At 69.9% G+C, this 14,964-nt stretch carries 15 protein-coding genes; 8 read left to right on the top strand and 7 right to left on the bottom strand.

Features of this window, described 5'->3' with window-relative positions; all coding sequences use genetic code 11:
• Nucleotides 1–131: 131 nt before the first annotated feature.
• The 3 genes from SNA_RS21910 (at nt 132) to SNA_RS21920 (ending at nt 3,524) form a co-directional block, all read left to right on the top strand.
• The gene (locus SNA_RS21910; RefSeq protein ID WP_030065197.1) at nt 132–1,025 is read left to right on the top strand and encodes an alkaline phosphatase family protein; all 894 of its coding nucleotides are present in this window, start codon (nt 132–134) and stop codon (nt 1,023–1,025) included.
• 5 nt (nt 1,026–1,030) lie between these two features.
• Nucleotides 1,031–2,422 (top strand): MFS transporter, encoded by a 1,392-nt coding sequence (locus SNA_RS21915; protein ID WP_044366299.1) that lies wholly within the window; start codon nt 1,031–1,033, stop codon nt 2,420–2,422.
• A gap of 73 nt (nt 2,423–2,495) precedes the next feature.
• Nucleotides 2,496–3,524, top strand: coding sequence for a TolB family protein (locus SNA_RS21920; RefSeq protein WP_030065194.1), 1,029 nt, complete (start codon nt 2,496–2,498; stop codon nt 3,522–3,524).
• 32 nt (nt 3,525–3,556) lie between these two features.
• On the opposite strand, the gene SNA_RS21925 is transcribed toward SNA_RS21920, so the two are convergent.
• Together SNA_RS21925 and SNA_RS21930 are read right to left on the bottom strand one after the other, a co-directional pair.
• Nucleotides 3,557–4,027: a hypothetical protein gene (locus SNA_RS21925; protein ID WP_241779777.1), complete on the bottom strand. Its 471-nt coding sequence runs from the start codon at nt 4,025–4,027 to the stop codon at nt 3,557–3,559.
• A gap of 187 nt (nt 4,028–4,214) precedes the next feature.
• Nucleotides 4,215–5,486 (bottom strand): HAD family hydrolase, encoded by a 1,272-nt coding sequence (locus SNA_RS21930; protein WP_030065191.1) that lies wholly within the window; start codon nt 5,484–5,486, stop codon nt 4,215–4,217.
• A gap of 305 nt (nt 5,487–5,791) precedes the next feature.
• On the opposite strand from SNA_RS21930, the gene SNA_RS21935 reads away from it, so the two are divergent.
• Nucleotides 5,792–6,118: a hypothetical protein gene (locus SNA_RS21935; RefSeq protein WP_030065189.1), complete on the top strand. Its 327-nt coding sequence runs from the start codon at nt 5,792–5,794 to the stop codon at nt 6,116–6,118.
• 135 nt (nt 6,119–6,253) lie between these two features.
• On the opposite strand, the gene SNA_RS21940 is transcribed toward SNA_RS21935, so the two are convergent.
• A complete protein-coding gene (locus SNA_RS21940; protein ID WP_044366303.1) occupies nt 6,254–6,796 on the bottom strand; it encodes a hypothetical protein in 543 nt (180 codons plus the stop codon).
• Nucleotides 6,797–7,107: 311 nt separating this feature from the next.
• Here SNA_RS21940 and SNA_RS21945 point away from each other — a divergent pair, with 311 nt between their 5' ends.
• On the top strand, nt 7,108–7,668 hold the full coding sequence (locus tag SNA_RS21945) for a hemerythrin domain-containing protein (protein ID WP_030065186.1): 561 nt from the start codon (nt 7,108–7,110) through the stop codon (nt 7,666–7,668).
• A gap of 25 nt (nt 7,669–7,693) precedes the next feature.
• On the opposite strand, the gene SNA_RS21950 is transcribed toward SNA_RS21945, so the two are convergent.
• Nucleotides 7,694–8,347: a carbonic anhydrase gene (locus tag SNA_RS21950; protein ID WP_030065185.1), complete on the bottom strand. Its 654-nt coding sequence runs from the start codon at nt 8,345–8,347 to the stop codon at nt 7,694–7,696.
• A 306-nt stretch (nt 8,348–8,653) separates the two neighbouring features.
• On the opposite strand from SNA_RS21950, the gene SNA_RS21955 reads away from it, so the two are divergent.
• From SNA_RS21955 to SNA_RS21965, 3 genes are all read left to right on the top strand, one after another.
• Nucleotides 8,654–9,172: a YlcI/YnfO family protein gene (locus tag SNA_RS21955; protein ID WP_044366305.1), complete on the top strand. Its 519-nt coding sequence runs from the start codon at nt 8,654–8,656 to the stop codon at nt 9,170–9,172.
• 83 nt (nt 9,173–9,255) lie between these two features.
• Nucleotides 9,256–10,101: a DUF4097 family beta strand repeat-containing protein gene (locus SNA_RS21960; protein ID WP_030065183.1), complete on the top strand. Its 846-nt coding sequence runs from the start codon at nt 9,256–9,258 to the stop codon at nt 10,099–10,101.
• 212 nt (nt 10,102–10,313) lie between these two features.
• Nucleotides 10,314–11,540 (top strand): cytochrome P450, encoded by a 1,227-nt coding sequence (locus tag SNA_RS21965; protein ID WP_030065181.1) that lies wholly within the window; start codon nt 10,314–10,316, stop codon nt 11,538–11,540.
• A gap of 38 nt (nt 11,541–11,578) precedes the next feature.
• Here the strand turns inward: SNA_RS21965 and SNA_RS21970 are convergent, their stop codons facing one another.
• The 3 genes from SNA_RS21970 to SNA_RS21980 all read right to left on the bottom strand — a co-directional run bounded on the left by SNA_RS21970 (nt 11,579) and on the right by SNA_RS21980 (nt 14,825).
• Entirely contained in the window at nt 11,579–12,319 is a 741-nt protein-coding gene (locus SNA_RS21970) for an SOS response-associated peptidase (protein WP_044366307.1), read from the bottom strand.
• Between the two features lie 76 nt (nt 12,320–12,395).
• Nucleotides 12,396–12,953, bottom strand: a complete 558-nt coding sequence (locus SNA_RS21975; protein ID WP_030065178.1) for a hemerythrin domain-containing protein — start codon at nt 12,951–12,953, stop codon at nt 12,396–12,398.
• A gap of 216 nt (nt 12,954–13,169) precedes the next feature.
• A complete protein-coding gene (locus SNA_RS21980; protein ID WP_044366308.1) occupies nt 13,170–14,825 on the bottom strand; it encodes an APC family permease in 1,656 nt (551 codons plus the stop codon).
• Nucleotides 14,826–14,964: the final 139 nt, after the last annotated feature.

The raw sequence follows: 14,964 nt of genomic DNA on the forward strand, positions 1-14,964 counted from the left end.
GCTGCGGGAAACGGAACGGCCGTTCGTCTCTTCTTCACTTACCGGATGCGGCCGAAGCCGCTTGGCGGATTCTAAGGTTGCGCCCGTGCCGCCCCCCCCGAACGCTCGCCACTTCTGTCCGGAGGACAGCCATGACCGAAGTCAAGGCACCCAAGCGCAGACGCCGTCGTTCCCTCACCGCACTGGCCGGGGGCATGGCCCTCGCCGTCACCTCGCTCGGGCTGTGGGCCATCACCGGGTCCACCGCCTCGGCCGTCTCCCTGCCGACGCCCGACCATGTCGTGGTCGTGGTGATGGAGAACCACGCCTACTCCCAGGTGATCGGCAGCTCCAGCGCGCCGTACATCAACAACACCCTCAAGGCGGGTGGCGCCAACCTCACCCAGTCCTTCGCGCTCACCCACCCCAGCGAGCCGAACTACTACATGCTGTTCTCGGGCTCCAACCAGGGCCGCACCGACGACAGTTGCGTCCCGGTCCAGTCCCTCTCCGCGCCCAACCTCGGCTCCGAGCTGATCGGCGCCGGAAAGACCTGGGACAGCTACAACGAGGACCTGCCCAGCGAAGGTTCGACGGTCTGTAGCAGCGGCAACTACGCGCAGAAGCACAACCCCTGGTTCGGCTTCTCCAACGTGCCGCTCAACACCGCCAAGACCATGGCGCAGTTCCCGACCGACTACAGCACGCTGCCGAAGGTCTCCTTCGTCGTGCCGAACCTGTGCAACGACATGCACGACTGCTCGGTCGCCACCGGCGACACCTGGATCAAGAACAAGCTGAGTGCGTACGCGACGTGGGCGCAGTCCCACAACAGCATCCTGGCCGTCACCTTCGACGAGGACAACAAGCAGTCAGGCAACCGCATTCCCACCGTCCTGTACGGAGCGCATGTCGCCCCCGGCAGCTCCAGCGCCACCACCTACAACCACTACAACATGCTCCGCACGCTGGAAGACCTCGCAGGTCTGACCACGCACGCCGGCAACGCCGCCACCGCGTCCGACATCACCGGCATCTGGAACTGACGCCTGTGTACCTCGCGGATTCCCGTAGCACCACGTCAGCCGCCGCCCCGAACACCCGCTCGGGGCGGCGGCCCGCCGTGCCCGGCGCCGTCCTGTCCCTCGGTGCGGTCAGCCTGATCACCGATGTCTCCTCGGAAATGGTCACCGCCGTCCTCCCGCTCTACGTGGTCGCGGCTCTCGGCCTCTCGCCCCTCGGCTTCGGGCTGCTGGACGGCATCAACAACGGTGTCGGCGCGCTGGTCCGGCTGGTCGGCGGCCACCTCGCGGACCGGGGCGGCCGGCGGCACAAGGTGGTGGCAGGGCTCGGATACGGACTGTCCGCCCTGTGCAAACCGCTGTTCCTGTTCGTGCACACCCTCCCCGGCATCAGCGCCGTGCTGGCCGCCGACCGCACGGGCAAGGGCCTTCGGACCGCCCCCCGGGACGCGATGATCTCGCTGGCCACGCGGCCCGAACACCGGGGCAGGGCATTCGGTGTGCACCGCGCCATGGACACCACCGGCGCCATGCTCGGCCCGCTGACGGCGTTCGCCGTGCTCCGGGCCACGGTCGACGGCTATGACGCGGTCTTCGCGGTCAGCGGCTGCATCGCCGCACTCGGGGTCCTCGTCCTGGTCCTCTTCGTGCCGCGCAGGATCACCGCCGAGACGGCCCCGACGGCCACACCCGGGGCCACCCCGGCGGCCCCTCCCGAGCCGGCCCCGGCGGCCACACCCGCGACCACCTCCGCGACCGCCGCTCGGGGCGCCACCCCCGCCCCGTCCGGCCCCACCCTGCGCGACGCGCTCGCGCTGCTGCGCCGCCCCGGCCTGCGCCGCCTCACGCTCTGCGCCGCCCTGCTCGGGCTCACCACCGTCAGCGACGCCTTCCTCTATCTGCTCCTCCAACGCGAACTGCGCCTGCCCGCCCACCTCTTCCCGCTGCTGCCGCTCGGCACGGCCGCGGCGTTTCTGCTGCTCGCGGTCCCGATGGGCGCGCTCGCGGACCGTATGGGCCGTCTCCGGCTCTTCCTGGCAGGACACGGCGTCCTGCTGCTCGGCTACGGCCTGGTGCTCGCCCGCGTGCACGGCGCCCCGGTCGCGGTCTCCGTCGCCGTCCTGGTGCTGCACGGCGCGTTCTACGCGGCGACCGACGGGGTCCTCGCGGCCGCCACCTCCGAAGCCGTCCCGGCCGCACATCAAGGGGCCGGACAAGCCCTGGTGGGCACCGGCCAGGCGCTGGCCCGGTTCGCCTGCTCGCTCGCCTTCGGTGCCGGCTGGAGCCTGTGGGGCGGGCGACGCGCCCTCGCCGTCACCGCCGTTGCGCTGACCGTCAGCGCGCTCGTCGCATGGGCTGTTCTCCGCCGGAATGCCGGGGCCACGCATACCGGGGCTGCGCATGCCGAGGCGTCGACCTGACCCGGCGCCGCCATTTCTTCCCTCCCCCTCCAGCCGTCCGGCACGGCCGACCGTACGACCGATGAGGTGCCGAATGACCCGAACCACCCGCGTCGTGATCCTGCTCGTCGCCGTACTCCTGCTGGGAACGGTCGGCACCGCGGCGGTGTTGCGCGCCGCCGACCGGTCCGGCCGCCGCGAACAGGAACAGGCGGGTGGTCCGCCCGTCCACCCCGGCACCGTCTCGCTCCGGGCGGCCGCCGCCGGCCGTCAGCTGCTCGTCCGCAACCTGGCCTGGGGCCCGCACCGCGACGAGATCGCCGCCGTGCCGGCCGACCGGCCCGACGGGCCACGCACCGTGTCCGGCGTGAAGTGCCTGCGCTTCCATGCGGCCGCCGGTACCGGCATCTGTCTTCAGGCCGTGCACCACGCGTTGGACGACACCTATCGAGCCGTCGTACTCGATTCCCACCTGCGCGAACGGCATCACTTCCCGGTCGGCGGCGTCCCGACCCGCGCCCGGGTCTCACCCTCCGGGCACCTGGTCGGATGGACGGTGTTCGTCAGCGGAGACTCCTACGCCACGGGGACCAACTTCTCCACCCGCACCGCGATCGTCGACACCCGCACCTGGGCGATCGACGACAACCTGGAGTCCTTCGCCGTCACCAAGGACGGCCGGCCGTACCACGCCTCCGACATCAACATCTGGGGCGTCACCTTCGCCGATGACAACCGCTTCTACGCCACGCTGGCGACCGGCGGCCAGACCTACCTCGTCCGGGGCGATGTCAGCGCCCGCACCCTCACCACACTGCACGGAAACGTCGAATGCCCCTCGCTCTCCCCCGACGGCACCCGGATCGCGTACAAAAAACGCGTCCACGGAGCCTCGCCGGATGCCCCGTGGCGGCTGTACGTACTCAATCTGCGCACCATGTCCGAGACCCCCACCGCCGAGCGGCGCAACATCGACGACCAGGCCCTCTGGGCCAACGGCTCCACCCTGGTCTACGCCCTCGCCGGCGATTACGGCTCGGATCTGTGGACCGTACCGGCCGACGGCAGCGGCAAGGCCCAGCGGCTGATGCTCTCGGCCCTGGCTCCGGCATATCTGCCCTGATGCGCCCGGCACTCGGCTCCGCTCGGCCGCGCTCAGCCCACCGTCTGGTCGCCGTCGGGCAGATCCTCGACCGTCACCTTCCCCCGCGGCACGGCGAGTTCGTCGGCCACGACCCCGGCCACGCCGTCCGGGTCGGGCCCAGCGGGTAGGGGAACCTGCTCGCCCTCCCCGTAGCTTTCGATCGCCTTGCGGAAATAGCTCGGATCCCAGGCACCGACGGCGCCCCTGACCTCCACCGCGCGTACCCCTCGCAGCGCGATCCGCTGCTTGACGGCAGCGAGGATCCGATCCGACCGATACTCCCCCGGCACCTGAAACAAGCTGGCGTGCGCTCCCACTTTTACACCGCCCCGAAGTCGGACGGTCACCGTCAGACAACTGGTCACACTCGGGTAGGTGAGCGTCCCACCGGGCCCGATCTCGCCGACCTGCCCCTCAGTAATCCTGATGTTGGCGGTCGCGGGGGTGACGGCACTCGCGACCGCCGGCTGAGCCTGGGCCATGAGCACCCCCGTGGCACCCAGGCATAAGGCCGGCCACCGTATCGACGCCACATTGCCTCCGTTTCCCACCCTGTCTCCCTTTCTCCTACTGCCGCCGCGTACGACGGCGTCACGTGCCGCGCGCCGGGCACCGAAAGGGCCGCACCGCCCACGTCGATGACGGGGACGGTGCGGCCCGCGGCTCCGGTCAGCCGTGGATGCGGTCCTGCTGGTCCGGTATCACCGAACCGTCGGGGCGGTGGATCGGCCCGAGCGTGCCGTCCGGGTGGACATAGCCCTTGGTCGCGCAGGGGTACGGCGCGGCCTGGCGCTTCTTCGGCTCGATGAACATGGGGTTGATGAGCCAGCGGCCGTCGCCGTTGTCGTAGGCGCGGCACATGAGTTCGGTCTTGTTGCGGTTGATCGCCAGGTGGACGCCGGTGGCGTCACCGACGAAGGTGACATCGGTTTCGGCGTCGCCCGCGGCGAGGGCCGGGCGGTGCGCCGGGTCCTGCTGCTTCCATGCCTTGGCGCCCTTGACGCCGTAGATCGCCTGGTTGATCCAGCAGCGCTTGCCGTCCATGTACGTCAGGACCTCGCCGTGGGTGTCCTTGACGTCGCCGCAGCCCTGGACGCCGTAGGTGAGGCGGCCGTGGCGGAGGGTGTTGCGGATGCCGACGATGTGGTCGCGGTCGATGCCCACACCGGGCGCCCAGGCCCGTACGACCGGTTCCGAGGACGCGGAGACGATGTAGACGTCGAAGCCGGCCTTCTGGAGCGTGTGGATGAGGTCGCGCTGCTGGTCGTAGTAGCGGACGTACCCCTCCATGGTGTGCGTGCCGACCTTCTGCTCCGTACCGACCGGCGCGGCGAGGTTCTCCGCGCGCGCCTTACGGGCGATCCCGGTCAGCTGTGCCGGGGTGCGGCCGCCGAAGAGCTGGGTGATCCAGACGTACGAGGGCACCGTGCGACGGTGGTTCCACTCCCCCGCGAACGCCGTCTTGCCGTCGGAGGTCTTCTCGTCCTGGTAGATGTCGAGGATCTCATCGGTGCAGCCGGTGTCCGTCGACGTCGGCAGCGGGCGGCCGGGGCGTACGGACGTGCCGCAGGCCTTGGTCAGCGCGCGTGCGGCGTCGTCGGTGAGCCACTTGTTGGTGGCTTTCCAGCTGGTGGGCTGGAGCACCTTGTCGTGCCGGAGCATCCACGCCAGCGTGGCGTCGGAGACGTCGTTCTTGACGACGGTGTTGTCCCAGTCGAAGGTCGCGACGGGCTTGGCGCCACCGGATCCGGAACAGCTGCCGCGCTCGTCGATCATCTTCTGCAACGCGGCATGGTTGGCGCCGTACCAGCCCTTGGAGACATGCAGGGTAGGGCAGTTGCGCGGGGCCGGACCCGCGGTGGCCGTCTGGGCCGTCGCGATGCCGCCTCCCGCCACCGCGAGAACGGCACCTGCTGCCAGCCAACGACGCTTGTTGCGCATAAAAGGTACTCCTGTCGAACGAGGACTCGACTGCGGACGGTAACGCATGGCAGGCCGGCGTTGTACGCCGCCCGGCTGACCGGGGGTTACCCGAAGGTGAACAACGAGCGGCGACCGAACAGCTCATCGGGCAGCGGGTTGTTGAGGCAGGCCGCCGGGCCGCCGCCGCTCCCCCGCACGATCGGCGCGTTCGTCTCGCGTGCCGCTGCAATCGGAGGCGAACTGGAGAGAAGACGGCGGTCACGCCGCCCGGTGACGCCAGAAACGCGCCGACCGGTCACGAAGCCACGAAATCAGGAGCCGTCATGCCCGCGGGGTCGAGCAAGAAGCGTGAGCGTCAGTACGAGCACATCAAGGAAAGCGCCGAAGAACGAGGCGAGTCCACCAAGCGCGCCAAGGAGATCGCCGCCCGGACCGTGAACAAGGAACGCGCACGCTCCGGCGAGTCGAGGACCGCGAGCAGGGTCTCCGTGCGGGACCCGAAGTCCGCCTCGCAACGGGGCGGCGAACGCTCCCACAGCGGGGCCCAGGGCCCGACCAGGGACCAGCTGTACGAGGAAGCCAAGAAGAAGAACATCGAGGGCCGTTCCCATATGAACAAACAGGAACTCCGCAACGCCCTCGGCCGCTGACTGCGGCCCCGGTGCAGCCGCATGGCGTCGGCCGTGCGCCCGCCGCACCCACAGGATACTCAGGGCGACCGGTAGGTCAACTCCCTTGCCCTCACTGGCTGTTGAGGGCGGAGGGATCGCGTGCGGCCGAGCCGGTCAGTCGCTGTCGACGGGAACTCGCCGCAGCTGGCGTACGAGCGTGGCGCGGTGCAGATCGGCGACGGGGGCGAGGAGATCCGGATGTCTCAGTAGCGCCGCTGCCCGGCGGTCGTGGTCATCGGGCCGGGTCAGCCGGCCGAAGTCGAGCGGCAGTCCCGCGGCGTGCTCGCACGCGGTGAGCGCGGCCACCGCGGCATCGGCCAGATCGGGCGCGGTGAGCAGACAGGCGGCCCAGCTCGCCACGACCTCGTCGACCCAGCTGCGCCACGCCTCCTCCGCTCCCCCGGCGTCTCCGTCCTCCCCGCAGGCGGCCGCATCGGCCCCGGTGAGCCAGTCCAGCCGTCCGGAGCCGCCCGGACCGACGAGGGCGACCAGTCCCGCGTCGGCTGCCGTGGGATACCGCAGCCATGCGGCGACGGTGGCCGCCTGCCGGGCCTGGGCCTGGGCCCGTGCCGCGTCGAAGGCGCCACCCGTTACGGGGTAGGAGCGCAGGAGCCACTGCGTGGTCGAGGCTATGACCGAGGAGATGTCGGCAGACAAGGCACGGCGTCCTTTCGCTGGCGCATGCTGGCTGCGGTGGAAGGGGGCCTTACGGGGCCGATCAAGCTGCTCCAGACCGCCCCGTGGAGCGCGGACGCCCGGAAGCCTAGACGTAAGCCGGTTCGCCCGAAATGACGCAGATCACTCCTCTGCGTACGGATCGGGTGAAACCGCCGCGCCAACCGGGCCCTCGGCCCGCCCCGTCCGTTAGCCGCCTCGGGACACGGGAATCGCTGGATGCGCGCGCCCGCCGCACCGCTCGCGGGCGCCCCAACGCACCACTTCAGGGATTCGCCACTTCAGGAGGCACCATGGCGCACGGCGGCGACATCATCGAGGAGCTGACCTCGGACCACCGCGAGGCCGAGGAGGTGTTCCGGCAGATCACGATGCTGCCCAGCGGCCACCAGGACCGCAAGCGCCTGATCGACCACCTCACGATCGATCTGGTGCGGCACTCGGTCGCCGAGGAGCAGTACCTCTACCCGACGGTGCGCGAGCGCCTGCCGCAGGGTGCCGCCCTGGCCGACAAGGAGATCGGCGATCACTCGGCGGTGGAAAAGCTGCTCAAGCGGCTCGAAGGGTGCGCCGCCGACGATCCGCAGCTCGACCAGTTGTTCATGGCCGTGAAAGAGGCGGTCACCAGCCACGTGGAGGACGAGGAGAACCACCTCTTCCCACAGCTGCGCCGGGCCTGCTCACCGGAGGAACTGGCCAAGCTCGGCGACAAGGTCCGGATGGCCAAAAAGGCCGCGCCGACCCGCCCCCACCCGGCCGCGCCGACCACTCCTCCGGCCAACAAACTCCTGGCACCGGGGCTCGGCCTCGTCGACCGGGCGCGAGACTACGTCACCGGGCGCGGCAGGTCCTGAGACGGATCCGCACCCGGTTGAGCGGTCACGAGGCGAGGCCGACCGGGACGTCGAGTCCCCGGACCGCGACCGGGCGTGCGCTGCCGTCGGCCAGGCGGTAACACAGCCCCACCACGGCGGCCCGCCCGGCGGCGACGCGTTCGGCGAGGACCCGGGAGCGGTCCAGCAGGAGGTCCACGGTGTGCCGTATGTGCTCGGCCAGGATCTCGTCGGCCTTGAGGAATCCAGCAGCCCGGGCCGCGAGCACGCTGGGCGTCACCCGCTCGACCACGTCCCGGACGTAACCGGTCGGGGCCACGCCCTCCTCCATCGCGGCGCATGCGGCCGCGACCGCACCGCACGAGTCGTGGCCCAGGACCACCAGCAGCGGGCAGTCCAGCAGGCTGACCCCGTACTCGATGCTGCCCAGCACCTCCGTCCCCACGACGTGGCCCGCGGTGCGCACCACGAACAGGTCCCCCAGACCGCGATCAAAGATGATCTCGGCGGCGAGCCGGGAATCGGAGCATCCGAACAGCACGGCGAACGGGCTCTGGGACGGTGCGATCTCGGTGCGACGCGCGGCGTCCTGGTTCGGGTGCTCCGGCGTGCCCGCGACGAATCGCCGATTGCCGGCCAGCAGCAACTCGTAGGCTTCGCCGGGGGTCAGGGGCTGATGCTGGGGCTGCGTAGGGGGCATGCCCGCAGCGTACGACCAAGCCCGTGCGCCGCGCGGAGAGGATCGCCGCGGTCCACCGCTGCGAGCCGCTCGGGGGGGCGAGGCCGAGCCTGCGAGGCGCGACAGGCCGCCCTCGCGCGACACCGCATGGCGCCACATGGCATCACGCGACATCACTCGGCATCACGCGGCACCGTATGGCATCACATGGCGCCACTGGTCGCCCTCCTCGCCTTTCACCAGCTCAGGGCCGCCATCTCACGTCTGCACCACGTGAGACACCACCGGGACTTGCGCATGGCGCCACTTCGGTGCCATCATGACGTCATGGACCTCACTCCGTATGTCGACACCCTGCGTCGCGAGCTCGCGGTGGCCGCCGAAGCCGGCGGGGAAGATGCTCGCGAACTGGCCGAGCGGCTCACCACTCCTCTGGAGTCGGCGACCCGTCTGACCATGCTCAATGTGCTCTCCGCCGCGATGGACGAGATCACCCGCGAGCTCGCCCCCGGCTCGGTCGACGTACGGCTGCGCGGGCTGGACCCCGACTTCGTGGTGACGCTGCCGCCCAGTGACAGCGGCCACCCGGAAGCGACGGCCGGACCCGCCGAACCGCTCGCGGCGCCGCTCTCCTCGGAGGGCGACGAGGGTGGCACCGCCCGCGTCAATCTGCGACTGCCGGCCCACCTCAAGGCGCGCGCCGAGGAGGCCGCGAACCGCGAGGGCCTGTCGCTCAACGCGTGGCTGGTGCGCGCCGTGTCGGCCGCGGTCGACGGCGGCGCGCGGCCGCGTACGACGGAGAAGAGCCACGCCGTCGGACAGAACTTCAAGGGCTGGGTGCGCTAGCCGCGCCCGCGCCCGCTCCACTTCACCCACACCACGTCCCCACCAGCGGGGACGACGATGAGACCCAAGAGGACGGGACAGCTATGCCTTCTTTCGACACTCCCGAACCGATCTCGGCAACCGTGCATGTGGAGGCCGGTTCCATCCAGTTCACCGCGGGCGAGCGCCTCGACACGGTCGTCGAGGTGCGGCCCCGCGACCCGAAGCTGGACCGCGATGTGCGGTCGGCCGAGCAGACCGAAGTCACGTACGCAAGCGGCGTCCTGACCGTCAGGACCCCCAAGCTGCGCAATTCGCTTCGCCGCCCGGGCACCGTCGATGTGACGGTCGAACTGCCCACGGGCTCCCGCATCGATATGACCGGCTCCTGGGCCCAGGTGCTCGGCGAGGGCCGGCTCGGCGAGGCCCGTGTGAAGACCTCCGCGGGCGATGTACGCCTGGACACGACCGGGCCGCTGGATCTGACCGCATCGCACGGCTCGATCACCGTGGACCGCGTCGAGGGCAGGGCCGAGATCACCACCAGCACCGGCAGCCTGCGCGTCGGCCTCGTCGACGGCCCCGCCGTTCTGAAGAACTCGCACGGCACCACGACCATCGGTGCCGCGACCGGCGAGCTGCGGGTGAGCAACGCCAACGGCGACATCGACATCCGGCGCGCCGAGAACTCGGTCACCGCCACCACCGCCCACGGCACCGTGCGCGTGGCCGAAGTGGCCCGCGGCACCGTCCAGTTGGAGACCTCCTACGGCGCCATCGAGGTCGGCATCCGCGAGGGCACGGCCGCCTGGCTCGACGCCAGCTCGCGCTCCGGGCAGGTGCGCAACGCGCTCACCGAGTCCGAGTCCCCGGAGAAGGCCGAGGACACCGTCGAGGTCCGCGCCCGTACCCGGTACGGCAACATCGACATCCTCCGCGCCAAGCCCTGAACACCCCCGCGCACCCCACACCATCCTCAACTCACGTCATCCTCAACTCACCCCATCCCTCGACTACTTCATCTCGGAACGGGTGAGCCCATGAGTTCTTCTGTCATGCCCACATCACTCGCGCCCACATCACTCATGCCCACAACGCATCAGGGCGGTCCGCAGTCGACGGCCGCCGTCCGGCCGCAGTTACCGCCACGAAAGGCAGTCCGATGAGTAACACGGTTCCCGTCCCGCACGGCCTTCCCATGGAGCGCAATGCGGGCCCCTTCGACCCGCCCCGCGAGATCACCCGGCTGCGCGAGGCCCGCCCGGTCAGTCCCCTGGTCTTCCCCGATGGCCACGAGGGCTGGCTCGTCACCGGCTACGACGCGGTCCGCCAGCTCCTGGCCGACACCCGGTTCAGCTCCCGCCAGGACATCGGCGTGCTCCACCTGCCGTACGAGACCCCCGGCATGCCCGTCATGACCGAACCGTCCCCGCAGGTGCCGGGTTTGTTCGTCGCCATGGACCCGCCGGACCACACCCGGCTGCGGCGCAAGCTCACCGGCGCCTTCACCGTCAAACGCATGAAGCAGCTCGAAGAGCGCATCAGCGACATCGCCGAGCGGCAACTGGACGAGATGGCGCGGCTCACCCCGCCGGTCGACCTGGTCAAGGAGTTCGCGCTGCCGGTGCCCTCGCTGGTGATCTGCGAACTGCTCGGTGTCCCCTACGAGGACCGGGACAACTTCCAGGTCAACACGGTCAAGTTCATGGCCAAGGACGTGACGCTCGACGAGAAGATGGCCGCGTACGGCGCAATGAGCGCGTTCCTCGCCGAACTGGTCACGGGCAAACGCGCCACACCCGGCGAGGACATCCTGTCCGACCTGGCCCGCGATGAGGACCTCACCATCGAAGAGCTGACCGGTATCGCCTTCCTGCTGCTGCTCGCGGGCCACGAGACCACGGCCAACATGCTGGGGCTGGGCACCTTCGCGCTCCTGGAGCACCCCGAGCAGCTGGCCGAGCTGCGCGCCAACCCGGATCTGATGCCCGGTGCCGTCGAGGAACTCATGCGCTACCTGGCGGTCGGCGACATCTTCTACCGCTACGCCACGGAGGACATCGAACTCGGCGGCGAAACCATCGGCAAGGGATCCACCGTCCTGATCTCGCTGCTGGCCGCCAACCGCGACCCCGAGCGCTTCGAGAACCCCGACACCCTGGACCTCCACCGCAAGGCCCGCGGTCACCTGTCCTTCGGCCACGGCATCCACCAATGCCTCGGCCAGCAACTGGCCCGCATAGAGATGCGCGCCGGTTTCGACGGACTGCTGCGTCGCTTCCCGACCCTCGAACTCGCCATCCCCGCCGACGAGGTGAAACTCAAGACCGACATGAATCTCTACGGCGTCCACGAACTGCCGGTCACGTGGACGGAAACGGCCCGGTAGAACCGTCGGCCGAGCGCGTCACCCGCCGTCACCCGCCGTCAGCGGCCCGCACCGGCATCGTCCAAAAGGTGCGGGCCGTTGTTGCGGACGCTGTTGACCGCGCTGGACACGGCGCGGGCGTCGAGATGGCCGGCGGCGGGGGTCGCCAGCAGGGCGCGGAGTTCGCCGCTGTCCTGGTGGGCCGGGTCGAGCCAGGCGCTCCAGTCGGCGGGCGCGATGGCCAGCGGCATGCGGGGGTGGACGTGTCCGGCGGCATCGACGGCCTCGGTCGTGATGATGGTGCAGGTCGTCCACCACGCCGCCGGGTCGTCGTCCTCGGCCACCGCCGGGTCGCGCCAGAACTCGTACAGCCCGGCGAGCGCCATGACCTGACCGTCTTCGGGGCTGATGAAATACGGCTGCTTGCGGGCCTTGGTCGTCTTGGTCGCCGCTACGGGCTGCCACTCGTAGAAGCCGTCCGCGGGCAGCAGGCAACGGCGCTTGGCGAAGGCCCGGCGGTAGGCCGGCTTCTCGGCCACGGTCTCCACCCTCGCGTTGATCATTTTCGCGCCCACGTTCAGGCTCTTCGCCCACGACGGCACCAGCCCCCAGCGCAACGGCCGCAGCTGCCGGGTGATCTCGCCGGTGTCCCGCTCGACGCGTTCCAGCACCGACCACACGGTGTCGGTCGGGGCCACATTCCAGCTCGGGTCCAGCGCCTGGCCGGGATCCCAGCGCATGACGTCGAACAGGTCCACAAGGTCTTGCGGACGGCGGGTGGAGACGTAGCGACCGCACATACCTCCACCCTGCCAGGCCAGCCGGTCACTCGGGCCGGATCGCCCCCACCAGGCGCGCGCCGCCGGAGGGGGCGAGCTACTGCCCGCGGCCCGTGACGTAGTCCCGGGCCCGGTCGACCAGGCCGAGGCCGGGCGCCAGGAGCTTGTTGGCCGGCGGCGTGCTCGGGGCCGCCGGATGGGGCCGGGTGGGGGCGGTCTTCTTCGCCTCGCGGACCTTCTTACCCAGGCTCTCCAGGACAAAGGGGTGGACACCCGTACGCAGCTGCTCGAAGAGGTGGTTCTCCTCGTCGTCCACGTGCGCGAGGACCTCGGTGCGCAGCTCGCGCACCAGGCGGTCGAAGTCGGCGTCGTCCGGTTCGCGGCCCTCCAGGTCCTTCAGAAGCCGTTCGACGCGGCCGTGGTCGGCGATCTCCTTGTCCGCCAGCGCATCGCCGTCCTCAAGGTGCTCGCGCACCGCCGGGTAGAGGTGCTGCTCTTCGGCGACCGAGTGCCGTACCAGCTCGATGGTCAGGGCATCGATCAGCCGCTTGCGGTCCGTGCTGCCGGGAGCCGCGTCGTCGAACTGTTCAAAGAGTGCGTCGACCTCGCGGTGGTCGACGAGCAGCTCCGCAATGACGTCCCCGCCGTGGCCCATATGGTGCCGCCTCCTGGTGGTGCTCGGACGGCCGGCCTACCCGGCCGTCCGACCGACCCGTTCCCTCCTGCCGAGCCGGGTACAACCCCCGCTGTAAAAGTCCGCTGAACCGGCGGACACGGCCGAGGAGCGCGGCGCCCGGTGGCCCGGACACCAGCAAGCCGTGGGACCGCCGGATGTCCGGCGGTCCCACGGCTTGTCAGGTCGGGTACGAGGTCAGTGACCGCCCTCGTCCACGACCGCGACCTCCTCGATGTTCTGCTCGATGGCCTCGCCGGAGACGGCGGTGGCGCGGGCCCAGTAGTAGATCCCCACGGCGAACGCCGAGACGAGCGCCATGTCCCACCACATCGGGATGTGGCTCTGGCCGCCGAAGCCGCCCTGCCAGGAGATGACGCCCATGCCGATCAGGTACACCGGAAGCCACTGCGCGGCCTTCCAGTCCAGTCGCGGCGCGTTCGGCAGCCGCTTCTTCGTCGCGTACACGGCGTAGCTGCCGAGCAGTACGTAGCCCATGATGATCGCCCAGCCGAGCCGCTGGAGGGTGTCCCAGCCGGCCCAGTAGATGATCAGGCTCGCGACGACGAAGGCTATCGGCGAGATCACGTTGCCGCCGGGCAGGCGGTACGGGCGCTCGTGGTTCGGCAGCCGGTCACGGAACACACCGAAGGCCAGCGGCGCACCGGCGTACATCAGGACGCTCGCCGAGGTGATGAAGGAGACCAGCTCCTGCCAGCTCGGGAAGGGCAGGAAGCAGATCACGCCGGTCACGAACGAGATGATCAGGCCGAACCACGGCACACCGCGCTTGTCGGTCTTCTCGAACGCCCGGGGGGCGTAGCCGTTCTTGCTCAGGCCGTAGGAGATACGCGAGGTGGACGTGGTGTAGATCAGGCCGGTGCCACCGGGAGAGATGATCGCGTCCGCGTACAGGACCCAGCCGAGCCAGCCCAGGCCGATCAGGGTGGCCAGACCGGCCCACGGGCCGCTGATGCCGACGTAGTTCAGCTTGGCCCAGCCGTGTGCGAAGGAGGCCAGCGGCAGGGCGCCGATGTAGACCACCTGGAGCGCGATGTAGATGACCGCGCCGATCGCGACCGACCCGATCGTTGCGCGCGGCAGGTCACGCTTGGGGTTGCGGCTCTCGCCCGCGAGCTGGATGGCCTGCTCGAAGCCGAGCAGCGCGAAGATGATGCCGCTGGTGCTGATCGCGCTGAGCACGCCCTTGGCGCCGAACGGGGCGAAGCCGTGCGAGGTGAAGTTGTGCGGGTGGAAGTTGGTCGCCGCGATGACGAAGATCGCCCCGAGGGGTACGGCGATCTTCCACCACGTCGCCGCACTGTTGGTGTGCGCCAGCACCTTCACGCCGAGGAAGTTCACGGCGACGAAGACCGCCATCAGGAGGACGGCGACGACGAGACCGCTCGCCGTGAGCGTCCCGTTCGCATTCAGGAATCCCTGGGCCCACTTCCAGTGACCGGCATAGCCGATCATGGCCTCGACCTCGATCGGGGCGACGGTCGCCGCCTGGAGCCAGGAGAACCAGCCGAACGACATGCCCGCCAGGCCGCCGAAGGCGTAGTGCGGGTACCGCGCCGTACCGCCGGCGACCGGGAAGAGGCCACCGAGCTCGGCATGCACCAGCGCAAGGAGAATGATCGCAACTGCGCCGATGCCCCAGGAGATGACCGCGGCGGGTCCCGCCACGACCACGGCCTTCTGGGCGCCGTAGAGCCAGCCGGATCCGATGATGGAGCCGACCGACGCCCACATCAGACCGATCAGTCCCACATCCCTGCGGAGGGAGCCACCCTTTCCGAGGGAGCCGGGTTCGCCTGCCCTCGGTGCAGAGATTTCGTCAACGTTTGCCATTGGAGCCCTTTCAAGACAGGGACTGGCTGGAAATTTGCATCAGGCTAGGGAGCATGCACGGACCTGCAAAGGGGCCTCGGCTGAATAGTTATATTCTTTGGAGAAATCCTTGCTTGGATTTCGGCTCGCCATTGTGGAC

Origin of the sequence: Streptomyces natalensis ATCC 27448 (assembly GCF_000935125.1) — a bacterium.
Lineage (GTDB): Bacteria > Actinomycetota > Actinomycetes > Streptomycetales > Streptomycetaceae > Streptomyces > Streptomyces natalensis.